We start from the raw sequence: 20,761 nt of genomic DNA, 5'->3' as shown, positions 1-20,761 counted from the left end.
ATGTTCAATCTGGACCCAAGGCTTCAGCAGGATTGCCGGGTGATCGGGGACTACCCCCTTTCCCGCCTGTTGCTGATGAACGACTCGCAGTATCCCTGGTTCATTCTGATTCCTAGGCGGGAAGAGGTGAGCGAGCTGTTCCAGCTGGACGCTGCCGATCAGCAGCAGCTCTGGAAGGAGGCGGTGTCGCTGGCCGAGGTGCTGAAGGACAGTTTCGGTGCGGACAAGATGAACGTCGCCACGCTGGGTAACGTCGTCAGCCAGCTTCACGTGCACGTGATCGCCCGGCGCAAGAGTGACGCTGCCTGGCCGGCCCCCGTGTGGGGGCGTGCTCCTGCCATTCCCTACACCGAAGGGCAGATCGCGGACCTGCTGGCACGTCTGCGCCTGGTCCTGACGGATGATTTCCGATTCGTGGAGGAGTAAGGCATGAGTCTGGAAATGCGCGTGATGGAGCTTGAGACTCGCCTGGCTTTCCAGGACGACACGATCCAGGCCCTCAATGATGAGATCGTGGCACAGCAGCGGATCGTCGACCGGTTGCAGATGCAGGTCGCGGCGCTGGCACGTCGACAGGAAGAGCTGCTGAGCCAGTTCGGTGCTTCCGGCGGCGATGAGGCGCCGCCGCCCCATTACTGAGCTGTGCCTGTTTCGCCTCTATATAAAGAAGAAGCCCGCCGTGATGGCGGGCTTTTTCATTAGCCTGGTATTGCTCAGCGGCGGCCGGGCAGGGCGGCGATCACGTCTTCCGCCTGCAGGCCCTTGTCCCGCTGCATCACGGTGAACTCGACGCGCTGGCCTTCCACCAGGACGCGATGCCCTTCGCCACGGATGGCGCGGAAGTGGACGAAGATGTCGTCCCCCGAGTCCCGGGAGATGAAGCCGAAGCCCTTGGAGGTGTTGAACCACTTCACCGTGCCGGTTTCACGGTTGCTCATGTCCTGCAGGATCGGGGCGGCCTGGGTGACCTTGCGCAGGTTCAGCAGCAGGTGCAGAGCGACGGCGAGGAAGCTGGCCAGCAGGCTCAGCAGGATGGCGGGCTTGCCGCCGATTTCCGGGATCGGTGCCAGCAGCACGGCGATCTGCAGGATCACCGCGAGCACCAGCAGGGCGGAGACAGACGCCTGGAGCTGGCTGCGGGTGCCACGTGCCCAGACCGGAACGACGGGCGCCATCAGCAGGTTGAGCAGCCCGATCAGAGCGAGGTAGAGGGCGTCAGGTTGCTGCAGGTACGGCAGGGCATCACCGCGCAGGCTGGGAATGAAGGACAACAGGAGCGCAGCAGCGCCCGTCAGCAGATGGACGATTTTCAACATGTTCAATGGACTCACCTTGATAGGAAACGCACAACGGAAAGAGCGGGCGCGCCGGTAATCCGGTAAAGAGGTCGCGCCAGCCTATGCCTATAACCCTGCTGTGTGGCGGGTTGCAGGCACCGGGCGCTATTTAACAGGAAAGACTAGGGCTACTCAAATCAAGCAGTTAGCGCAGCTTCTGGCGCGCCGGGATGGACCTGGTTGCGGCCGTTGCGCTTGGCCTGGTAGAGGGCATCGTCGGCTCGGGTGAGCAGGCTTTCCAGGTTGTCGCCCGGTTCGGCCAGGGCGATGCCAAAGCTGGCAGTGATGGTGTCCAGCACCTGGTCGGTGCGGCGGACCTTGACGCGCAGGGATTGGAACTTCAATCGCAGCATCTCGGCGAAGGCGCGGGCACTGGCCAGTTCATGGCAGTCGCGCAAGACGACACAGAACTCCTCGCCACCGTAGCGGGCTGCCAGGGCGCGCGGGGGCAGCAGGTCCTTGAGCAACTGGCCGACATGCTGCAGCACGCGATCACCCAGGGGATGGCCGAAGTGGTCGTTGAACTGCTTGAAGTGGTCGATATCCAGCATGATCAGGGCCAGGCCGGCTGTGTTTTCTGCCAGGGCCTGTTCCAGCAGTCGGGTGAAGGCGTGCCGGTTGAACACCTGGGTCAGGCTGTCCAGCGTGGCGGCCATCTGGGCTCGTTCCAGTTGCAGGCGCAGGGTGTGGATTTCGGCCTGAGCGGCGCGCAGTCGGTAGAGGAACTGCTCCTGCTGGTCATGCATCAGCTGGGTGCTCTGGTGCAGATCGTTCAGCACGCTGGGCAGGTCGTCGATGATCGGGTCATGCAGGGCGGCCAGGCCCGCTTCCAGGCTTTGCTGGTAGACCGTACTGCCCACGACGCTCCGGCTGACATCCGTCTCGATGTCATCCACCAGTTCGATGACTTGCTGCTGCCCTGCGCGGGCCTCTTCCAGTTCACCGCGGATTATGAAGTCGCGGAACAGCTTCACTGCCGAATCAGGCGGGAAAGCGTCGAAGTCCTTGACGATCTTGTCCAGGCGGCGGTTGAGGTCGGGCTGCTTGCCCTGGCTGTAGGTGTACCAGAGGGCGTAGTGGATGGGGTTTGGCGGAATGTCATGGCGAACCATGAGCGGGACGGCCTGCTTGAGCAATTCCGCTGCCTCGCGGGTCTCCTCCGGATAGAGTTCGAGCAGCAGGGGGGATTTGGAGGGCTGGCTCATCAACGGGTACTGACAAGGAGGGAGATTGTGCGAAGCATAGTTCAGGCGGGGTGCTGTCGCCCAGCAAAAAGGCCCGGCGAACCGGGCCTCTCGGAGGGCATGGAGGGTCAGGCAGCCAGCAGGCTGCGCAGCATCCACGCGGTCTTTTCATGGACCTGCATGCGTTGGGTCAGCAGGTCAGCGGTCGGTTCGTCGCTCACCTTGTCCAGCAGCGGGAAGATGCCGCGCGCGGTTCGAACCACGGCCTCCTGGCCCTGGACCAGTTGCTTGATCATGTCTTCTGCAGCCGGGACGCCTTCTTCTTCCTTGATGGAGGACAGGCGGGCGTAGGCCGCGTAGGTGCCGGGAGCCGGGAAGCCCAGGGCGCGGATGCGCTCGGCGATGGCGTCGACGGCCAGGGCCAGTTCTGTGTACTGGGCCTCGAACATCAGGTGAAGGGTGTTGAACATTGGACCGGTCACGTTCCAGTGGAAGTTATGGGTCTTCAGGTAAAGGGTGTAGGTATCCGCCAGCAGGCGGGAGAGGCCTTCGGCAATGGCTGCGCGGTCCTGTTCGGCGATTCCGATGTTGATTTCCATACGTCTCTCCTCAGTGGTGCGGGCCGGCTAGGGCCCGTGATCGGCAGAGACTAGCACAGGGAAATGGCGCTTCGATGCCGGTAAAAATCAATGGTTGCGATGCCTTATGCCTATCGTCGCGCACCGGGGAGCGGCTGCGCGGCGGGCGTTACAGCCGGGTCAGGTGGGGCTCTTCGCCGAGGCAGGCATTGAATACCTCGACCCAGTGGGCGCTGAACTGGCTGCCGGCCAGGCCATTGATCTCCAGGATCGCACGCAGGACGGGGCGCTTGCTGAGCGTCTGGTGGGCGCGTTCGTGGGTGCGGGCGTCGAAGGTGTCGACGATGTTCAGGATCAGCGCGCCGGGGACGATCTCCGTCTCGCGTAGCCCTTTGGGATAGCCGCTTCCGTCCGCGTGCTCCTGGTGCTGAAGGATGATCTCGGCCGCTTCGTCCCACTGGGGCAGGCGTCGCAGCAGATCGGCGCCCATCCGAGGATGCGCTTGCATCAGACGGCGTTCCTCCCGAGTCAGGCGTTCGGCCTTGTGCAGGAGGGGGAGGGGCATCAGCGCCATGCCCAGGTCATGAAGGCATACGGCCGTGGCGAGTTGACGCGGGTCGACGGGGTGGCCGGCGCGGTGGTTCATCGCCAGTGCCACCTCCAACTGGCGCTCACCCCGACCGAGCCAATAGTGCGAGCGCCGCTCGGCGGCTTGCATGAGGTCGAGGAAGAACGCCAGGTCGGGGTCATCCGATAGCCCGTGGCGTGTCAGGGCGCCGGTGGCTGTTACGGGGGCGGCCTGTGGCGTGGTCAATCGCGTGTTCGGGTCCAGGCGGAACAGCAAGGCCTGGCGCATCTCCGTCTGCCGTTGCTCGGGCGCCAGGGCCAGCGACGACAGCGCCTTGGCCAGCGGCAGGGTGTCGGGTGGTAGTCCAGGCTCGCCGGCCAGTGCGCCCCTGACCAGATCGCGCAGGCGATCCAGTATCAGCAGCATGATGTCGCCCAGCAGGCTGTCGAAGGTCAGCCGTCCCTCGCGCAGCTGGTCGAGGACATCCTCCAGGGCCTGAGGCAGGGTGTTGAGGCGTTCGAGGCCGACGTAGCCCAGGTTGCCCTTGAAACTGTGGACCTGGCGGAAGAGCTGGCGCAGTCGCTCCGGATCGGTTGGCGTGCGCTCAAGGTCGATCAGCAATTGCTCGCAGCGATTGAAGCCCTCGTAGGCTTCCTGGCGGAAATCATCAAGGAGGTCCTGATTGAAGTCTGCTGGGCGTTGGGTGGCCATGGCGAGGCTCCGCGTGCTCGGGGATTTGAGTATAGAAAGCCTGTGGGCGGGCGGCTGCGCGGTATCGATTAACCATATATAATCCGGCCCTTTGCCACGGTTGCGGGCCTGTGCTCGGCCTGCCGAAGCACCGGGGCGATGCGCCTCCGGTCGCCTTGTCGGCCGGTCTGGCGCCGATGGACGATATTTCCCCTCGTGCCCAGCGGCCCGACGAATTCACGACTCAGAGAAGCGAAACACGACCATGATGCGCAGCCATTATTGCGGCCAACTGAACGAGAGCCTGGACGGCCAGGAAATCACCCTTTGCGGCTGGGTTCACCGCCGTCGCGACCATGGCGGGGTCATCTTCCTTGATATCCGCGATCGTGAAGGCCTGGCCCAGGTGGTCTTCGACCCGGATCGTGCCGACACCTTCGTCAAGGCCGACCGCGTGCGCAGCGAGTACGTGGTCAAGATCACCGGCAAGGTGCGCCTGCGCCCCGAGGGTGCGCGCAACGCCAACATGGCGTCCGGTGCCATCGAGGTGCTGGGCTATGAGCTGGAAGTACTGAACCAGGCCGAAACCCCGCCCTTCCCGCTGGACGAGTACTCCGACGTGGGCGAGGAAACCCGCCTGCGCTACCGCTTCATTGACCTGCGTCGCCCGGAAATGGCCGCCAAGCTGAAGCTGCGCTCGCGCATCACCAGCAGCATCCGCCGCTACCTGGACGAGAACGGCTTCCTCGACGTCGAGACCCCGATCCTCACCCGCGCCACTCCGGAAGGCGCCCGCGACTACCTGGTGCCCAGCCGCACCCATCCCGGCAGCTTCTTCGCCCTGCCGCAGTCGCCCCAGCTCTTCAAGCAGCTGCTGATGGTGGCCGGCTTCGACCGCTACTACCAGATCGCCAAGTGCTTCCGCGACGAGGACCTGCGTGCCGACCGTCAGCCGGAATTCACCCAGATCGACATCGAGACCAGCTTCCTCGATGAGAACGACATCATGGGCATCACCGAGACCATGATCCGCAACCTGTTCAAGGAAGTACTGGATCTGGAGTTCGGCGAATTCCCCCACATGACCCTGGCCGAAGCCATGCGCCGCTATGGCTCCGACAAGCCGGACCTGCGCATCCCGCTGGAGCTGGTGGACGTGGCTGACCAACTGAAGGATGTCGACTTCAAGGTCTTCTCCGGCCCGGCCAACGACCCGAAAGGCCGCGTCGCCGCCCTGCGCGTACCGGGCGGTGCGAGCATGCCGCGCAGCAAGATCGACGAGTACACCAAGTTCGTCGGCAATTACGGTGCCAAGGGCCTGGCCTACATCAAGGTCAACGAGCGCGCCAAGGGCGTCGAGGGCCTGCAGTCGCCCATCGTCAAGAACATCGCCGAGCCGAACCTGAACGTGATCCTCGATCGCGTGGGCGCGGTCGATGGCGACATCGTGTTCTTCGGTGCCGACAAGGCCAAGGTCGTCTGCGACGCCCTGGGTGCTCTGCGCATCCGCCTGGGCCACGACCTGAACCTGCTGACCTGCGAGTGGGCCCCGCTGTGGGTGGTCGACTTCCCGATGTTCGAAGAGAACGACGACGGCAGCCTCACCGCCATGCACCACCCCTTCACCTCGCCCAAGTGCAGCCCGGAAGAGCTGGAGGCCAACCCGGCCGCCGCGCTGTCCCGCGCTTACGACATGGTGCTCAACGGCACCGAGCTGGGTGGCGGTTCGATCCGTATCCACGACAAGGCGATGCAGCAGGCGGTGTTCCGCGTGCTGGGCATCAGCGAAGACGAGCAGCAGGAGAAGTTCGGCTTCCTGCTGGACGCCCTGAAGTTCGGTGCTCCGCCGCACGGCGGCCTGGCCTTCGGCCTGGACCGCCTGGTGATGCTGATGACCGGAGCCTCGTCGATCCGCGAAGTGATCGCCTTCCCGAAAACCCAGAGTGCCGCCTGCGTCATGACCCAGGCGCCGGGTGTCGTGGATGCCAAGGCCCTGCGCGAGCTGAACATCCGGCTGCGCGAGCAGCCCAAGGCTGAGTAAGTAGAACCAACCGCGACGGCGCCCCAGGGCGCCGTCCGTCAAAGCAGAGTACGGAGTGCGTTATGGCTGGTCATTCCAAGTGGGCCAACATCAAGCACCGCAAGGGTCGGCAGGACGCCAAGCGGGGCAAGATCTTCACCAAACTGATCCGTGAGCTGACCGTGTCGGCCAAGCACGGCGGCCCGAACCCGGCGGACAACCCGCGTCTGCGCCTGGCCGTGGACAAGGCGCTGACCGCCAACATGCCGCGCGACACCATCGATCGCGCCATCGCCCGTGGTGCCGGCAACAACGATGCCGACAACATGGCCGAGCTGACCTACGAGGGTTACGCGCCCAGTGGCGTGGCCATCATCATCGAGGCCATGACCGACAACCGTAACCGCACTGCCGCCGAAGTGCGCCACGCCTTCACCAAGTGCGGGGGCAACCTGGGGACCGATGGTTCCGTCGCCTACATGTTCGACCGCAAGGGCCAGATCAGCTTCGCCCCTGGCGTCGACGAAGATGCGCTGATGGAAGCAGCCCTGGAGGCCGGTGCCGAGGATGTGGAAATGGGCGAGGACGGTTCCGCCCTGGTGTCCACCAGCTTCCCCGACTTCCATGCCGTGAACGAGGCCCTGCAGGCCGCCGGGTTCAAGGGTGAGGAAGCCGAGATCGCCATGATCCCGTCCATCAGCGCTCCCATTGCCGACCTGGAGACCGCCCAGAAGGTGCTGAAGCTGATCGACATGCTCGAAGACCTCGACGACGTGCAGAACGTCTATCACAACGCCGAGATCCCCGACGAGATCATGGAGCAGCTGGACTGAGTTCCAGCCTGCGCCTGAAGCCGGAAGTCGCCTCGTGCGCTTCCGGCTTTTTTGTTGGAGGGCCGGTCCGTATACTCGCGGCTGGATAAATAGACAGTGTGCTGGTTCGCCGGCATGTGGAGAGACGGGCGGCATGACCCTGATTCTTGGTATCGACCCGGGTTCGCGCATTACCGGCTACGGTGTGGTGCGTGACACCGGGCGAGGGTGCGAGTACGTCGCTTCCGGCTGCATACGTACAGGGGCGGGCCCGCTGCAGGAGCGCCTGCAGATCGTCTTCCGTGGCGTGCGTGAAGTGATCCAGACCCACGGCCCCGTCACCATGGGCATCGAACAGGTGTTCATGGCACGCAATGCTGACTCCGCCCTCAAGCTCGGGCAGGCCCGGGGGGCTGCCATCGTGGCGGCGGTGGAGGAGGGGCTGGAGGTGGCCGAGTACACCGCCAGCCAGGTGAAGCAGGCCATCGCCGGCACCGGCGGCGCCGACAAGCAGCAGGTGCAGATGATGGTCATGCACCTGCTCAAGCTGGTGCAGAAGCCGCAGATCGACGCCTCCGACGCCCTGGCCATCGCCCTCTGCCACGCCCACCATCGGCAGAGCCTGATTCCCCATGGACTGGCCACCGCCAAGCGGCGCAGTGGCCGCCTGCGTTTGTAACCTCATTTAAGGACGCTCTTCGTGATCGGACGTTTGCGTGGCACCTTGGCGGAGAAACAGCCGCCGCACCTGATCCTCGACGTCAATGGCGTCGGCTACGAACTGGAAGTGCCCATGACCACCCTCTACCGCCTGCCCAGTGTCGGCGAGCCCGTCACCCTGCACACCCACCTGGTGGTGCGGGAGGATGCGCATCTGCTCTACGGCTTCTACGAGCGCCGTGACCGGGAGCTGTTCCGCGAGCTGATCCGCCTCAACGGCGTCGGCCCCAAGCTGGCCCTGGCGCTCATGTCCGGGTTGGAGGTAGATGAACTGGTTCGCTGCGTGCAGGCCCAGGACACGTCCACGCTGGTGAAGATCCCTGGCGTCGGCAAGAAGACCGCCGAGCGCCTGCTGGTGGAACTCAAGGACCGTTTCAAGGCCTGGGAGAACATGCCCTCCATCGCCCCCCTCATTGTCGAGCCTGTGGCCGGTTCCGGTGTTTCCAGCGCCGAAAGCGACGCCCTCAGCGCCCTCATCGCCCTCGGCTTCAAGCCGCAGGAAGCCAGTCGCGCCGTCGCTGCGATCAAGGAAGAAGGGTTGTCCAGCGAGGAAATGATCCGCCGCGCCCTGAAAGGAATGGTGTAAGCCCCGATGATCGAAGCCGACCGCCTGATCACTGCCAGCAGCCGCGACCGCGACGAACAGCTGGACCGTGCCATCCGCCCGCTGAGCCTGGCCGACTACATCGGCCAGCCGGTGGTGCGCGAGCAGATGGAGCTGTTCATCAAGGCCGCGAAGGGGCGGGGGGAGGCCCTGGACCATACCCTGATCTTCGGTCCGCCCGGCCTGGGCAAGACCACCCTGGCCAACATCATCGCCCACGAGATGGGCGTCTCCCTCAAGAGCACCTCCGGCCCGGTGCTGGAGCGACCAGGCGACCTGGCGGCGCTGCTGACCAACCTCGAAGCGGGCGACGTGCTGTTCGTCGACGAAATCCACCGCCTCTCGCCCGTGGTCGAGGAAGTGCTCTACCCGGCGATGGAAGACTTCCAGCTGGACATCATGATCGGCGAAGGCCCGGCGGCCCGCTCGATCAAGCTCGACCTGCCGCCCTTTACCCTGGTAGGAGCCACCACCCGCGCCGGGATGCTGACCAACCCGCTGCGGGATCGCTTCGGCATCGTCCAGCGCCTGGAGTTCTACAACACCCAGGACCTCTCCACCATCGTGGCGCGCTCCGCCGGCATCCTCGGCCTGCACATCGAGCCGGAGGGCGCCTTCGAGATCGCCCGCCGCGCCCGTGGCACGCCGCGTATCGCCAACCGCCTCCTACGCCGCGTGCGGGATTTTGCCGAAGTCCGGGCCCAGGGGCAGATCACCCGCGTCATCGCCGACCAGGCGCTCAACCTGCTGGATGTGGATGAACGTGGCTTCGACCACCAGGACCGGCGTCTACTGCTGGCGATGATCGACAAGTTCGACGGTGGCCCGGTCGGCGTCGACAGCCTTGCCGCTGCCATCAGCGAAGAGCGGCACACCATCGAGGATGTGCTGGAGCCCTACCTGATCCAGCAGGGCTACATCATGCGCACCCCGCGCGGACGGGTGGTTACCCGGCATGCCTACCTGCACTTCGGCCTGAAGCTGCCGGGGCGGCTGCTGGAGGAGCCCTCGGGGGATTTGTTCACCCCGGGTGACGAATGAACATCCCTGCTGTCGAAGCGTGCGTCGGAACGGCGCAAAAACAGTTGTCGGGCCGGATTGGCAACCCTTGGAGTAAGCACTAGAGTATGCGCGCGCAAAATGAGGCCCCACCTTTCGTGCATCGGAGCCGCGTCTATTACGAGGACACCGATGCCGGCGGCATCGTCTATTACGTCAACTACCTCAAGTTCATGGAGCGGGCTCGAACCGAGTACCTGCGGAGCCTGGGTTTTGCCCAGTCCGAGCTGGTCGGGGAGAACCTGTTGTTCGTCGTGCATTCGGCCGAAGCGCGTTACCACAAGCCGGCCCGCCTGGACGATGAACTGGCCATCAGCGCCGAAGTGATCGAATTGAACCGTGCGAGCCTGAAGTTTCGTCAACAGGTGAGGCGGGTTACGGATGATGCGCTGCTCTGCGAAGGGCAGTTCCTGGTGGCCTGTGTGCGCGCCGACAGTTTGAAACCCCGGGCGATCCCCGAAGCGCTGCGTGAAGCCTTCGCCGCCGTACCGGGCCAATCCCCTGCAGGAGACTAAGCGTGGAAGCCAACGTCGTCGACCATACCTCCATGTGGAGCCTGATCAGCAACGCCAGCCTCGTGGTGCAACTGGTCATGCTCACCCTGGTGGCCGCCTCGGTCACCTCGTGGATCATGATTTTCCAGCGCAGCAACCTGCTGCGTGCGGCCAAGAAGTCCCTGGAGGCCTTCGAGGAGCGCTTCTGGTCGGGCATCGACCTGTCCAAGCTGTACCGCCAGGCCGGCAGCAACCCGGATCCGGACTGCGGCGTGGAGCAGATCTTCCGTGCCGGTTTCAAGGAGTTCTCCCGCCTGCGCCAGCAGCCCGGCGTCGACCCGGACGCGGTGATGGAGGGCGTGGCCCGTGCCATGCGCGTGGCCATTTCCCGTGAAGAGGAAAAGCTCGAGCAGAGCCTGCCGTTCCTCGCCACCGTTGGCTCCACCAGCCCCTATATCGGCCTGTTCGGCACCGTCTGGGGGATCATGAACTCCTTCCGTGGCCTGGCTCAGGTCCAGCAGGCCACCCTGGCGACCGTTGCCCCCGGCATCGCCGAGGCCCTGATCGCCACCGCCATCGGCCTGTTCGCGGCGATCCCGGCGGTCATCGCCTACAACCGCTTCTCGGCCCGTGGCGAAACCCTGATCGGTCGCTACTACACCTTCGCCGACGAGTTCCAGGCCATCCTGCACCGCAAGGTGCACACCAGCGACGAGTGATAGACGCAGGTTCAACGAAAGGACAGGTTCCAAGCCATGGCCAGAAACCGCCATAAACGCAAGCCGGTCGCCGAGATGAACGTGGTGCCCTACATCGACGTGATGCTGGTGCTGCTGGTCATCTTCATGGTGACGGCGCCCATGCTCAACCAGGGCGTCAAGGTCGACCTGCCCAAGGTCTCCAGCGAGGTGCTGCCGCAGGACAACAACTCCCGCGTGCTCACCATCTCCATCAAGGCCGACAAGACCTACTACTGGAACATGGGCGAGGAAGTCGACCCGGACCAGGGCAAGGGCAGCGAAACCGCCACGGCGCTGCCGGACCTGGTGCGCACCGTGACCGCGATCATGAGCCAGAACGCCAGCCAGGGTAAGAAGGTCCAGGTCTTCGTCCGGGGTGACAAGGCGGTCGACTATGGCTCCGTCATGGCGGTCATGGGTGGCCTGCAGCAGGCCGGCGTCGGCAATGTCGGGCTGATCACCGAGGCGCCCTGATGCATCAGCAGAGCGAACGCTCCCCCTCTGAAAGTTACTTCTGGCCCGTCGTATGGGCTGTCGGGCTGCATGTGCTCATCTTCGGCATGCTCTTCGTCAGCTTCGCCTTCACCCCGGAGCTGCCACCGGCACGCCCCATCGTCCAGGCCACCCTTTACCAGTTGAAGTCCCAGAGCCAGGCGACCACCCAGACCAACCAGAAGATCGCCGGCGAGGCCAAGAAGACCGCGGCTCCGATGTATGAAGCCGAGCAGCTGGAAATGAAGAAGGCGGAAGAGCAGAAAGTGGCTGCCGCCAAGGCCGCGGAACAAAAGAAAGCCGAGGAAGCTCGAAAGGCGGCAGAAGCCAAGAAAGCTGAAGAGGCGAAGAAGGCCGAGGACGCCAAGAAGGCGGCCGAGGAAGCGGCCAAGAAGCAGCAGGCCGACATCGCCAAGAAGAAGGCCGAGGAAGAAGCCAAGAAAAAAGCCGAAGAGGAGGCCAAGAAGAAGGCCGCCGAAGAGGCGAAGAAGAAAGCGGCTGAGGACGCCAAGAAGAAGGCGGCCGAGGAAGCGAAGAAGAAAGCCGCCGAGGATGCCAAGAAAAAGGCAGCCGAAGAGGCCAAGAAGAAAGCGGCGGAAGAAGCCAAGCGCAAGGCGGCCCGTGACCAGAAGGCGGCTGCGTTGGCAGACCTCCTGTCCGACAAGGCCGAGAACCAGCAGGCGCTTGCCGATGAGGTAGGCGACCAGGTGGCTGGTAGCCTGGATGACCTGATCATCAAGCTGATCAGCGAGAACTGGCAGAAGCCGCCAACCACGCGCAAGGGCATGAGTGTCGAACTGCTGATCCAGATGCTTCCGGATGGCACCGTCACCAACGCCAGCGTGACCCGCTCCAGCGGTGATGCGCCATTCGACAGCTCCGCCGTGGCGGCGGTGCGCAACGTAGGTCGTATCCCCGAAATGCAACAATTGGATCGCGCTACCTTCGATAAGCTCTACAGGCAGCGTCGCGTCATCTTCAAACCGGAGGATTTAGGTCTGTGAACACACTGATTCGTATCGTCCTGCTCGGTCTGACCATGCTGGTCGGTACCGTTCAGGCCGCTGACCCGCTACTGATTACCGGCGGTGCCAACAGCGCCACGCCCATCGCCGTCGTCCCGTTCGGCTGGCAGGGCGGCACCGTGCTGCCGGAAGACATGTCCGAGATCATCGGCAATGACCTGCGCAATTCCGGCTACTTCGAGCCCATCCCGCGGCAGAACATGATCAGCCTGCCGACCCAGGCAGCCGAAGTGATCTACCGCGACTGGAAGGCGCTGGGCGCCCAGTACGTGCTCGTCGGCAGCATCGTGCCGGCTGCAGGCCGCCTGCAGGTGCAGTTCGCCCTGTTCAACGTCGCGACCGAGCAGCAGGTGTTCGCCGGAACCGTCAGCGGTTCCACCGACCAGCTGCGTGACATGGCCCACTACGTCTCCGACCAGGCCTTCGAGAAGCTCACCGGCGTGAAGGGCGCCTTCTCCACCCGCATGCTGTATGTCACCGCAGAGCGCTTCTCGGTGAACAACACCCGCTATACCCTGCAGCGCTCCGACTATGACGGCGCCCGTGCCGTGACCCTGCTGCAATCCCGCGAGCCGATCCTCTCGCCGCGCTATGCGCCGGATGGCCGGCGCATCGCCTACGTTTCGTTCGAGCAGAAGCGTCCGCGCATCTTCATCCAGCACATCGATACCGGTCGCCGCGAGCAGATCACCAACTTCGAAGGCCTCAACGGTGCGCCGGCCTGGTCGCCGGAAGGTAATCGCCTGGCATTCGTCCTGTCCAAGGACGGCAACCCGGAGATCTACGTGATGGACCTGGGCAGCCGTCAGCTGCGCCGCGTCACCAACCACATGGCCATCGACACCGAACCCTTCTGGGGCGCCGACGGCCAGACCCTGTACTTCACCTCCGATCGTGCCGGCAAGCCGCAGATCTACAAGGCCAACATCAACGGTGGGGAACCGCAGCGCGTGACCTTCGTGGGCAACTACAACGCCAACCCGAAACTCTCCGCTGACGAGAAGACCCTGGTGATGATCCACCGCCAGGATGGCTTCACCAACTTCAAGGTGGCCGCCCTCGATCTGACCCGTGCCGGGGCCGCTCCGCGCATCCTTTCCAACACTTCGCTGGACGATTCGCCCACTGTTGCGCCCAACGGCACCATGCTAATCTACGCCACCCGCCAGCAGGGCCAGGGAGTCCTGATGCTCGTGTCCACCAATGGGCGCGTGCGGCTTCCAATTCCAACCGTTCAAGGCGATATCCGCGAACCGTCCTGGTCGCCGTACCTGAACTGACGCGGTGCTGACTATTTGCTTTTTGCTAAACACACTGGGGCTCATTAGGAGTTACAACGATGGAAATGATCAAGTTCGGTAAATTCGCAGCACTGGCTCTGGCCATGGCCGTAGCAGTAGGTTGCTCCTCCAAGGGCGGCGAAAACTCCGGCGAAGGCGCCGTAGATCCGAACGCTGGCTACAACGCCAACAACAGTGGTCTGGATTCCAGCCTGAGCGAAGAAGCCGCTCTGCGCGCCATCACCACCTTCTACTTCGAGTACGACAGCTCCGACCTGAAGCCGGAAGCCATGCGCGCTCTGGACGTACACGCCAAGGACCTGAAAGCCAACGGCAACCGCGTTGTCCTGGAAGGCCACACCGACGAGCGCGGCACCCGCGAGTACAACATGGCTCTGGGTGAGCGTCGTGCCAAGGCCGTTCAGCGCTACCTGGTTCTGCAGGGCGTTTCCCCGGCTCAGCTGGAGCTGGTTTCCTACGGTGAAGAGCGTCCGGTTGCCACCGGCAACGACGAGCAGTCCTGGGCTCAGAACCGTCGCGTAGAGCTGCGTAAGTAATAGCTATGCGCAAGTGCCGTCGTGCTTTGACTGTATTGGCCCTGGGTAGCCTGCCCTTCGCAGCGTTTGCCGAGGTTCCCGTGGTGGACGGAAACAACGCCGGTTACGGCGCCTATCCGCCCGCTGGTTATGGTACGAACGGCGCCTATGCCGGAACCGGGGCGCAAGCCCCGGTTTCCGCGCAGGGCGAGCTGTTCATGCAACTGCAGCAGATGCAGGAAGAGATCGGTCGCCTGCGCGGCATGGTCGAAGAACAGCAGAACGAGATCCAACAGCTGAAGCAACAGAGCCTGGAACGCTACCAGGACCTGGACAGCCGGCTGAGCTCTGGCGCCGCAGGTGCCCCGGCTCCGGCCCAACAGAATGCTCCCGCCGATGGCGCCATCAACGCCGCCGGTGCCCCGGCTGCTCCCGCCCAGCAACCTGCTGCGAGCAACGAGCCTGCCGACCCCGCCAAGGAAAAGCTCTACTACGAAGCCGCCTTCGACCTCATCAAGGCCAAGGACTTCGACAAGGCCAGCCAGGCCTTCACCGCTTTCCTGCGCAAATACCCCAACAGCCAGTACGCCGGTAATGCCCAGTATTGGCTCGGTGAAGTGAATCTGGCCAAAGGCGACCTGCAAGGTGCTGGCCAGGCCTTTGCCCGTGTCAGCCAGACCTACCCGCAGCACGCCAAGGTGCCCGACTCGCTCTACAAGCTCGCCGATGTCGAGCAGCGCCTGGGTAACGCCGACAAGGCCAAGGGCATCCTCCGCCAGGTGATTTCCCAGTACCCGGGCACTTCGGCTGCCCAGCTGGCCCAGCGCGACCTGCAGCGTCTTCGCTGAGTCCCTCGCGTCCATCGAGAAACCCGCGCCCGTCGCGGGTTTTTTCGTTTAGAATCGCCGCCCTTCTTACCCGCAACGGAGGCGGATGGCCTGTTTCGCCGTCACGCCCGTGGCCCTTATGCAACAGACCCTGCGAATCACCGAGATCTTCTACTCGTTGCAGGGGGAGACGCGTACCGCCGGCTTGCCGACGGTATTCGTGCGCCTGACCGGCTGTCCCCTGCGCTGCCAGTACTGCGACACCACCTATGCCTTCAATGGCGGGCAACTCCAGTCCCTCGACGACATCCTTGAGCAGGTGGCCGCCTACCGGCCGCGCCATGTCTGCGTCACCGGGGGTGAGCCGCTGGCCCAGCCCAACTGCATCCCGCTGCTGGCGCGCCTGTGCGATGCCGGCTACGAGGTGTCCCTGGAGACCAGCGGCGCGCTCGACATCGCCGCCGTCGACACCCGCGTGAGCCGCGTGCTCGACCTCAAGACGCCCGGCTCCGCCGAAGTCGCGCGCAACCGCTACGAGAACATTGCCCAGCTCACCCCGAACGACCAGGTGAAGTTCGTCATCTGCTCCCGTGAGGACTACGACTGGGCGGTCTCCAAGCTCATCGAGTACCGCCTTGAACAGCGGGCCGGCGAGGTGCTGTTCTCCCCCAGCCACCACCAGGTGGACGCGCGCCAACTGGCCGATTGGATCGTGGCGGACAACCTGCCCGTCCGCCTGCAACTGCAGCTGCACAAGATTCTCTGGAACGACGAACCGGGACACTGACATGAGCGACAAGAAAGCGGTCATCCTTCTTTCCGGCGGCCTGGATTCCGCCACCGTCGTAGCCCTGGCCCGTGCCGACGGCTACGCCTGCTACACCATGAGCTTCGACTACGGCCAGCGGCACCGGGCCGAGCTGCAGGCAGCCGAGCGCGTGGCTCGCCAGCTGGGTGTCGTGGAGCACAAGGTCATCGGCCTCAACCTCAACGGCATCGGCGGCTCGGCGCTGACCGACGACAGCATCGCCGTGCCGGAGAGCCCCACCGAGGGCATCCCCGTCACCTATGTGCCGGCACGCAACACCGTGTTCCTCTCCCTGGCGCTGGGCTGGGCCGAAGTGCTGGGTGCGCGCGACATCTTCATTGGTGTGAATGCCGTGGATTACTCCGGCTATCCGGACTGCCGCCCCGAGTTCGTCGACGCCTTCGAACGCATGGCCAACCTCGCCACCAAGGCGGGTGTGGAAGGGCAGGGGTTCCGTATCCAGGCGCCGCTGCAGAACCTCTCCAAGGCCGAGATCATCCGGGCCGGTATCGCCCAGGGGGTGGACTACGGCCTGACCGTTTCCTGCTACCAGGCCGACGACCAGGGGCGTGCATGCGGCAAGTGCGACAGCTGCCGGCTGCGTGCCGCAGGCTTTGCGGCGGCCGGCGTGGAAGATCCGACACCCTATTTCTGAAAAATTTTTCCGAGGGGTGTTGAATTCCTGAATAAAATCAGTATTATACGCCTCGCGTTGGGTCGTTAGCTCAGTCGGTAGAGCAGTTGGCTTTTAACCAATTGGTCGTAGGTTCGAATCCTACACGACCCACCATACAAGGCCTCGAAGAGGCCAACAGAAGCGGGAAGATCGAAAGGTCTTCCCGCTTTTTCGTTGTGGCGCCGCAGCCATCCACCCCGTCATTGATCTGCGCTATCATCCGCCGCCCACGTGCCTGACCGTCGTCCGGCCCGTGGTTCTACATGGCTTCCACGCTCAGGCGTCCCGCAGGTCCGCAGACATGTCCCAGCTCTCCGAACGTTTCCTCGTCCAGGCCCACCTGGCGGCCAAGCAACCCCGGCAACTGACGCCCGAAGAAGAGACCCAGCTGCGCCAGGCGATCGCGGCCGAGCTCAAGGCGCAGAACGCCGTCCTGGTGGCCCACTACTATTGCGACCCGGTCATCCAGGCGCTGGCGGAAGAGACCGGCGGCTGCGTCTCCGACTCCCTGGAGATGGCGCGCTTCGGCAACCAGCACGCTGCCCAGACCGTCGTGGTCGCTGGCGTGCGCTTCATGGGCGAGACCGCCAAGATCCTCAACCCCGAGAAGCGCGTGCTGATGCCGACCCTCGAGGCCACGTGCTCCCTCGACCTGGGCTGCCCGGTGGATGAGTTCTCCGCCTTCTGCGACCAGCACCCCGAGCGCACGGTCGTCGTCTATGCCAACACCTCCGCAGCCGTGAAGGCGAGGGCGGACTGGGTCGTCACCTCCAGCTGTGCGCTGGAGATCGTCGAGAGTCTGATGGACAACGGCGAGAAGATCCTCTGGGCACCCGACCAGCACCTGGGCCGCTACATCCAGCGTGAGACCGGCGCCGACATGTTGCTGTGGGACGGTGCCTGCATCGTCCACGAGGAGTTCAAGGCCAAGCAGCTCGAAGACATGAAGGCGCTCTACCCGGACGCCGCCATCCTGGTGCACCCGGAGTCGCCCGAGTCGGTCATCGAGCTGGCCGATGCCATCGGCTCCACCAGCCAGTTGATCAAGGCCGCCCAGACGCTGCCGAACAAGACCTTCATCGTCGCCACCGACCGCGGCATCTTCTACAAGATGCAGCAGCTCTGCCCGGACAAGCAGTTCATCGAAGCGCCCACCGCCGGCAACGGTGCCGCCTGCCGCAGCTGCGCCCATTGCCCGTGGATGGCCATGAACACCCTGGAGCGCACCCTGCAGTGCCTGCGTGAAGGCAGCAACGAGATCTTCGTCGACGCCGCGCTGATCCCTCGTGCCGTCAAGCCGCTCAAGCGCATGCTCGATTTCACCCATGCCGCCCGCATGAGACTCAGCGGCAACGCCTGAGCCCACAGCGCCCATGAAAAAGCCCGGATCGATGTCCGGGCTTTTTCGTTTCGCGCAGGCTCAGCGCATCATCTGCTTCACCGCCTTCTGCTGCTCGATCAGCTCCTGCTGGCGCGCGTCGATGCGGGCTGCCAGCGGGAAGTTGCTGCTGGCCCGGCGCTTGGCGAAGTCCAGTTGCTCGATCGCCTGGTCGAAATCCCCCACCAGGGCGAAGTATTCGGCACGGGCCTGGTGCAGGCCGATGGTGTTGCCGGCCAGGCCGCGCACTTCCGCCACCTGGTACCAGATGTCCGGGTCGTTGGCGCGGGTGCGGGCCAGGTCGTCCAGTACCTTTTCGGCGTCCTGGGGCTTGTTCTGCTTCAGCAGCAGGTCCACCCGGGCCTGCTTCAGCGGGTAGCTGGCAGGGTAGAGGCCGAGCAGCCGGTCCACCCGCTTCTGCGCGTCCGGCAGGCGGTTGGCGGTGATGTCCAGGTCCACCTGGGCCAGGTTGTAGGCCACCTCGTTGGGCGCCTTGGCCAGCAACTGCGTCAGCGCCTCGCGGGCTTCGTTCAACTGGCCGGCCTTGATCTGGGCGATGGCCAGGCCGTAGCGCGCCGCGTCCAGCTTCGGATCGCTGTCCAGCATGGCGCGGAAGCGCTTGGCGGAGATGCCCGGGGTTTCCTCGAACATCAGCTGCACCCGCGCACGCATCAGCTGGTAGCGCAGGCTGTTCTCCACGCCACCAGCAGGCAGCTGCTCGGCGCGGTTGCGGGTGTCGGCGATACGGGATTCGGTCACCGGGTGGGTCAGCAGGAATTCCGGCGGCTTGGAGTCGTAGCGGTACTGGCGCATCAGCCGCTCGAACATGTTCGGCATGGCGCGTGGGTCATAGCCGGCCTTTTCCAGGTTGAGCAGGCCGATGCGGTCGGCCTCCTGCTCGTTCTGGCGGGAGAAGCGCCGCTGCTCCTGGATGGCCGCTGCCTGGGTCGACATGATCGCCGCCATGCCCGCGTCACCGGCGCCGGCCGCTGCCGCGACGATGCCGGCGAGCATCGCTGCCATCACCGGGATCTGCATGCGCTGCTGGGCTTCCACCCCGCGTGCGAAGTGGCGTTGGGACAGGTGCGCGAGTTCGTGGGCCATGACCGAGGCGTACTCGGCTTCGTTGGGCGCATAGAGGAACAGGCCGCCGTTGACGCCGATGATCCCGCCGGGTGCGGCGAAGGCGTTCAGTTGCGGGCTTTTCAGCAGCACGAATTCCAGGCGGCGGTCCTGCAACTGGCTGGACTCGGCCAGCCGGTAGACGCTGCTTTCCACGTATTCCTTGAGCTGCGGGTCGGGCAGTTGCTCCACCTGTGCGCGCAGCAGGCCCAGCCATGCACGGCCCAGCTTGTGTTCCTGGTCGGGCGAAACGATGGAGGAGCTGGCGTCCCCCAGCGAGGGCAGGTCATCGGCCATGGCCGGCGTGGCGAGGAGACAGGCAAGCGCTAGCAGGGTAGGGCGCAACGGGTTCATGCACGGTGGCTCGTAGCGGCAAAGGCGTAAATGTAGCTTTCATTCCGCTCGGCTGGCCAGCGCAGAGAACGCTTCTGTATCCTAGGCGCCCTTCTGGAGATGCCCCATGACCGACGCCGTCCCCTTCGACGCCGAGCTGGATGCCAGTGGGCTCAACTGCCCCCTGCCGTTGCTCAAGGCCAAGCTCGAACTCAACCGCCTCGCCAGCGGCCAAGTCCTCAAGGTCACCGCCACCGACGCCGGTTCGCAACGCGATTTCCGTGCCTTCGCCCGCCTGGCCGGACACGAGCTGCTGCACGAGGACGCCGCCGACGGCGTGTTCCGCTACTGGTTGCGCAAGGCCTGAGCGCCGCGTTCGAGGGATTCCGATGTTCAAGGTGCTTCGTGACTGGGTGCAGCGCTACTTCTCCGATGAAGAGGCCGTGGTGCTGGCCGTCTTCCTCGTGCTGGGCTTCACCCTGGTGCTCACCCTCGGCAACATGCTCGCCCCGGTGCTGGCCGGCCTGGTGCTCGCCTTCCTGATGCAGGGGCTGGTCAACCAGCTGGAGCGTCTGCGGATGCCGGGCCCGGCGGCCGTCTGGGTGGTGTTCACCCTGTTCATCGGCCTGCTGGCGCTGTTCCTCGTGGTGCTGTTGCCGCTGCTCTGGCAGCAGCTGAGCAACCTCTTCAACGAGTTGCCGCGCATGCTCGGCGAGTGGCAGTCGCTGCTGTTGCTGCTGCCGGAGCGCTACCCGCACCTGGTGACCGACGAGCAGGTGCTCAATGCCATCGAGGTCACCCGCAGCGAGATCGGCAAGTTCGGCCAGTGGGCGCTGACCTTCTCCCTCTCCAGCCTGCCGCTGCTGGTCAACCTGATGATCTACCTGGTGCTGGTGCCGATCCTGGTGTTCTTCTTCCTCAAGGACCGCGAGCTGATCCTGCGCTGGCTGAGCGGCTACCTGCCCCGCGAGCGGCAGTTGATGACCCGCGTGTGGAAGGAGCTGCACCAGCAGATCGCCAACTACATCCGTGGCAAGGTCATCGAGATCGTCATCTGCGGCGGCGTCACCTACGTCGCCTTCGTCTCCCTCGGGCTCAACTACGCCGCACTGCTGGCGCTGCTAGTGGGCCTGTCGGTGGTGGTGCCCTACATCGGCGCCGTGGTGGTCACCGTGCCGGTGGCGTTGATCGGTCTGTTCCAGTGGGGCTGGGGCGACCAGTTCATCTACCTGATGGTCCTCCACGGCATCATCCAGGCCCTGGATGGCAACGTGCTGGTGCCGCTGCTGTTCTCCGAGGCGGTCAACCTGCACCCGGTGGCCATCATCTGCGCCGTGCTGCTGTTCGGCGGGCTGTGGGGCTTCTGGGGCATCTTCTTCGCCATCCCCCTGGCCACCCTGTTCAAGGCCGTGCTGGATGCCTGGCCACGCACTTCTGCGGAGCCGGCCGGGCCTGCGCCCATCATGTGACGGGCAAAA

The 20,761-nt window shown here is 64.5% G+C and carries 24 protein-coding genes and 1 tRNA gene; 20 read left to right on the top strand and 5 right to left on the bottom strand.

The genetic code is table 11. The features are described from left to right. Together PotMrB4_RS21375 and PotMrB4_RS21370 are read left to right on the top strand one after the other, a co-directional pair. On the top strand, positions 1-426 hold the full coding sequence (locus PotMrB4_RS21375; RefSeq protein WP_172434420.1) for an HIT family protein: 426 nt from the start codon (positions 1-3) through the stop codon (positions 424-426). A 3-nt stretch (positions 427-429) separates the two neighbouring features. Beyond that, positions 430-639 (top strand): SlyX family protein, encoded by a 210-nt coding sequence (locus tag PotMrB4_RS21370; RefSeq protein ID WP_172434419.1) that lies wholly within the window; start codon positions 430-432, stop codon positions 637-639. 74 nt (positions 640-713) lie between these two features. Here the strand turns inward: PotMrB4_RS21370 and PotMrB4_RS28530 are convergent, their stop codons facing one another. The 4 genes from PotMrB4_RS28530 to PotMrB4_RS21350 form a co-directional block, all read right to left on the bottom strand. Beyond that, positions 714-1,316, bottom strand: coding sequence for a cold-shock protein (locus tag PotMrB4_RS28530; RefSeq protein WP_044414456.1), 603 nt, complete (start codon positions 1,314-1,316; stop codon positions 714-716). Positions 1,317-1,474: 158 nt separating this feature from the next. Beyond that, on the bottom strand, positions 1,475-2,542 hold the full coding sequence (locus PotMrB4_RS21360; RefSeq protein ID WP_044414125.1) for a GGDEF domain-containing protein: 1,068 nt from the start codon (positions 2,540-2,542) through the stop codon (positions 1,475-1,477). A 107-nt stretch (positions 2,543-2,649) separates the two neighbouring features. Next, positions 2,650-3,120, bottom strand: a complete 471-nt coding sequence (locus PotMrB4_RS21355; RefSeq protein WP_044414123.1) for a Dps family protein — start codon at positions 3,118-3,120, stop codon at positions 2,650-2,652. 148 nt (positions 3,121-3,268) lie between these two features. Continuing rightward, positions 3,269-4,378, bottom strand: a complete 1,110-nt coding sequence (locus PotMrB4_RS21350; RefSeq protein ID WP_172434418.1) for an HD domain-containing phosphohydrolase — start codon at positions 4,376-4,378, stop codon at positions 3,269-3,271. Positions 4,379-4,622: 244 nt separating this feature from the next. On the opposite strand from PotMrB4_RS21350, the gene aspS reads away from it, so the two are divergent. The 16 genes from aspS (at position 4,623) to nadA (ending at position 17,810) form a co-directional block, all read left to right on the top strand. Further along, positions 4,623-6,398: an aspartate--tRNA ligase gene (aspS, locus tag PotMrB4_RS21345; RefSeq protein ID WP_172434417.1), complete on the top strand. Its 1,776-nt coding sequence runs from the start codon at positions 4,623-4,625 to the stop codon at positions 6,396-6,398. Between the two features lie 62 nt (positions 6,399-6,460). Beyond that, entirely contained in the window at positions 6,461-7,210 is a 750-nt protein-coding gene (locus PotMrB4_RS21340; RefSeq protein WP_044414115.1) for a YebC/PmpR family DNA-binding transcriptional regulator, read from the top strand. A gap of 133 nt (positions 7,211-7,343) precedes the next feature. Further along, positions 7,344-7,868, top strand: a complete 525-nt coding sequence (ruvC, locus tag PotMrB4_RS21335) for a crossover junction endodeoxyribonuclease RuvC (protein ID WP_044414112.1) — start codon at positions 7,344-7,346, stop codon at positions 7,866-7,868. A gap of 21 nt (positions 7,869-7,889) precedes the next feature. After that, positions 7,890-8,495, top strand: coding sequence for a Holliday junction branch migration protein RuvA (gene ruvA / locus PotMrB4_RS21330; protein WP_172434416.1), 606 nt, complete (start codon positions 7,890-7,892; stop codon positions 8,493-8,495). A gap of 6 nt (positions 8,496-8,501) precedes the next feature. Then, the gene (gene ruvB / locus PotMrB4_RS21325; RefSeq protein ID WP_044414106.1) at positions 8,502-9,554 is read left to right on the top strand and encodes a Holliday junction branch migration DNA helicase RuvB; all 1,053 of its coding nucleotides are present in this window, start codon (positions 8,502-8,504) and stop codon (positions 9,552-9,554) included. Between the two features lie 86 nt (positions 9,555-9,640). Then, entirely contained in the window at positions 9,641-10,087 is a 447-nt protein-coding gene (gene ybgC / locus PotMrB4_RS21320; protein ID WP_044414103.1) for a tol-pal system-associated acyl-CoA thioesterase, read from the top strand. Between the two features lie 2 nt (positions 10,088-10,089). Then, positions 10,090-10,785 (top strand): protein TolQ, encoded by a 696-nt coding sequence (gene tolQ / locus PotMrB4_RS21315; protein ID WP_044414101.1) that lies wholly within the window; start codon positions 10,090-10,092, stop codon positions 10,783-10,785. 36 nt (positions 10,786-10,821) lie between these two features. Further along, positions 10,822-11,280, top strand: coding sequence for a protein TolR (gene tolR / locus PotMrB4_RS21310; RefSeq protein ID WP_044414098.1), 459 nt, complete (start codon positions 10,822-10,824; stop codon positions 11,278-11,280). Continuing rightward, positions 11,280-12,302 carry a cell envelope integrity protein TolA gene (tolA, locus tag PotMrB4_RS21305; RefSeq protein WP_107328285.1) on the top strand — a complete coding sequence of 341 codons (1,023 nt, stop codon included), beginning with the start codon at positions 11,280-11,282 and terminating at the stop codon, positions 12,300-12,302. Before tolR ends, tolA begins: the two co-directional genes overlap by 1 nt. Then, positions 12,299-13,603, top strand: coding sequence for a Tol-Pal system beta propeller repeat protein TolB (gene tolB, locus PotMrB4_RS21300; protein WP_074971887.1), 1,305 nt, complete (start codon positions 12,299-12,301; stop codon positions 13,601-13,603). Before tolA ends, tolB begins: the two co-directional genes overlap by 4 nt. Before the next feature lie 59 nt (positions 13,604-13,662). Beyond that, a complete protein-coding gene (pal, locus tag PotMrB4_RS21295; protein ID WP_044414089.1) occupies positions 13,663-14,160 on the top strand; it encodes a peptidoglycan-associated lipoprotein Pal in 498 nt (165 codons plus the stop codon). A gap of 5 nt (positions 14,161-14,165) precedes the next feature. Next, the gene (gene ybgF, locus PotMrB4_RS21290) at positions 14,166-14,987 is read left to right on the top strand and encodes a tol-pal system protein YbgF (RefSeq protein ID WP_107328286.1); all 822 of its coding nucleotides are present in this window, start codon (positions 14,166-14,168) and stop codon (positions 14,985-14,987) included. A gap of 118 nt (positions 14,988-15,105) precedes the next feature. Then, on the top strand, positions 15,106-15,753 hold the full coding sequence (gene queE / locus PotMrB4_RS21285; protein ID WP_172434415.1) for a 7-carboxy-7-deazaguanine synthase QueE: 648 nt from the start codon (positions 15,106-15,108) through the stop codon (positions 15,751-15,753). A gap of 1 nt (position 15,754) precedes the next feature. Beyond that, the gene (gene queC, locus PotMrB4_RS21280; RefSeq protein WP_172434414.1) at positions 15,755-16,429 is read left to right on the top strand and encodes a 7-cyano-7-deazaguanine synthase QueC; all 675 of its coding nucleotides are present in this window, start codon (positions 15,755-15,757) and stop codon (positions 16,427-16,429) included. A 59-nt stretch (positions 16,430-16,488) separates the two neighbouring features. Further along, positions 16,489-16,564, top strand: a tRNA-Lys gene (locus tag PotMrB4_RS21275). A gap of 187 nt (positions 16,565-16,751) precedes the next feature. After that, on the top strand, positions 16,752-17,810 hold the full coding sequence (gene nadA, locus PotMrB4_RS21270; RefSeq protein WP_172434413.1) for a quinolinate synthase NadA: 1,059 nt from the start codon (positions 16,752-16,754) through the stop codon (positions 17,808-17,810). A gap of 60 nt (positions 17,811-17,870) precedes the next feature. On the opposite strand, the gene PotMrB4_RS21265 is transcribed toward nadA, so the two are convergent. Further along, positions 17,871-19,304 carry a M48 family metalloprotease gene (locus PotMrB4_RS21265; protein WP_044414076.1) on the bottom strand — a complete coding sequence of 478 codons (1,434 nt, stop codon included), beginning with the start codon at positions 19,302-19,304 and terminating at the stop codon, positions 17,871-17,873. Positions 19,305-19,410: 106 nt separating this feature from the next. Between PotMrB4_RS21265 and PotMrB4_RS21260 the strand changes: the two genes are divergently transcribed. Both PotMrB4_RS21260 and PotMrB4_RS21255 read left to right on the top strand, forming a co-directional pair. Further along, positions 19,411-19,650, top strand: coding sequence for a sulfurtransferase TusA family protein (locus PotMrB4_RS21260; protein WP_044414073.1), 240 nt, complete (start codon positions 19,411-19,413; stop codon positions 19,648-19,650). Positions 19,651-19,672: 22 nt separating this feature from the next. Continuing rightward, entirely contained in the window at positions 19,673-20,752 is a 1,080-nt protein-coding gene (locus PotMrB4_RS21255) for an AI-2E family transporter (protein ID WP_074971884.1), read from the top strand. Positions 20,753-20,761 lie beyond the last annotated feature (9 nt).

Source organism: Metapseudomonas otitidis, assembly GCF_011397855.1.
GTDB lineage: Bacteria > Pseudomonadota > Gammaproteobacteria > Pseudomonadales > Pseudomonadaceae > Metapseudomonas > Metapseudomonas otitidis.
Note: the sequence above shows the minus strand (reverse complement) of the source record. Positions and strands in the feature narration are given on the sequence as shown.

Excerpts from the sequence above, each read along its gene's own strand:
- tolA (WP_107328285.1), top strand. The coding sequence starts at position 11,280 with ATGCATCAGCAGAGCGAACGCTCCCCCTCTGAAAGTTACTTCTGGCCC.
- PotMrB4_RS21340 (WP_044414115.1), top strand. The coding sequence starts at position 6,461 with ATGGCTGGTCATTCCAAGTGGGCCAACATCAAGCACCGCAAGGGTCGG.
- pal (WP_044414089.1), top strand. The coding sequence starts at position 13,663 with ATGGAAATGATCAAGTTCGGTAAATTCGCAGCACTGGCTCTGGCCATG.
- PotMrB4_RS21265 (WP_044414076.1), bottom strand. The coding sequence starts at position 19,304 with ATGAACCCGTTGCGCCCTACCCTGCTAGCGCTTGCCTGTCTCCTCGCC.
- PotMrB4_RS21355 (WP_044414123.1), bottom strand. The coding sequence starts at position 3,120 with ATGGAAATCAACATCGGAATCGCCGAACAGGACCGCGCAGCCATTGCC.
- PotMrB4_RS21350 (WP_172434418.1), bottom strand. The coding sequence starts at position 4,378 with ATGGCCACCCAACGCCCAGCAGACTTCAATCAGGACCTCCTTGATGAT.
- tolR (WP_044414098.1), top strand. The coding sequence starts at position 10,822 with ATGGCCAGAAACCGCCATAAACGCAAGCCGGTCGCCGAGATGAACGTG.
- PotMrB4_RS21360 (WP_044414125.1), bottom strand. The coding sequence starts at position 2,542 with ATGAGCCAGCCCTCCAAATCCCCCCTGCTGCTCGAACTCTATCCGGAG.
- nadA (WP_172434413.1), top strand. The coding sequence starts at position 16,752 with ATGTCCCAGCTCTCCGAACGTTTCCTCGTCCAGGCCCACCTGGCGGCC.
- queE (WP_172434415.1), top strand. The coding sequence starts at position 15,106 with ATGCAACAGACCCTGCGAATCACCGAGATCTTCTACTCGTTGCAGGGG.
- ybgF (WP_107328286.1), top strand. The coding sequence starts at position 14,166 with ATGCGCAAGTGCCGTCGTGCTTTGACTGTATTGGCCCTGGGTAGCCTG.
- PotMrB4_RS21370 (WP_172434419.1), top strand. The coding sequence starts at position 430 with ATGAGTCTGGAAATGCGCGTGATGGAGCTTGAGACTCGCCTGGCTTTC.
- PotMrB4_RS21255 (WP_074971884.1), top strand. The coding sequence starts at position 19,673 with ATGTTCAAGGTGCTTCGTGACTGGGTGCAGCGCTACTTCTCCGATGAA.
- ybgC (WP_044414103.1), top strand. The coding sequence starts at position 9,641 with ATGCGCGCGCAAAATGAGGCCCCACCTTTCGTGCATCGGAGCCGCGTC.
- aspS (WP_172434417.1), top strand. The coding sequence starts at position 4,623 with ATGATGCGCAGCCATTATTGCGGCCAACTGAACGAGAGCCTGGACGGC.
- PotMrB4_RS28530 (WP_044414456.1), bottom strand. The coding sequence starts at position 1,316 with ATGTTGAAAATCGTCCATCTGCTGACGGGCGCTGCTGCGCTCCTGTTG.
- ruvC (WP_044414112.1), top strand. The coding sequence starts at position 7,344 with ATGACCCTGATTCTTGGTATCGACCCGGGTTCGCGCATTACCGGCTAC.
- queC (WP_172434414.1), top strand. The coding sequence starts at position 15,755 with ATGAGCGACAAGAAAGCGGTCATCCTTCTTTCCGGCGGCCTGGATTCC.
- ruvB (WP_044414106.1), top strand. The coding sequence starts at position 8,502 with ATGATCGAAGCCGACCGCCTGATCACTGCCAGCAGCCGCGACCGCGAC.
- PotMrB4_RS21260 (WP_044414073.1), top strand. The coding sequence starts at position 19,411 with ATGACCGACGCCGTCCCCTTCGACGCCGAGCTGGATGCCAGTGGGCTC.
- PotMrB4_RS21375 (WP_172434420.1), top strand. The coding sequence starts at position 1 with ATGTTCAATCTGGACCCAAGGCTTCAGCAGGATTGCCGGGTGATCGGG.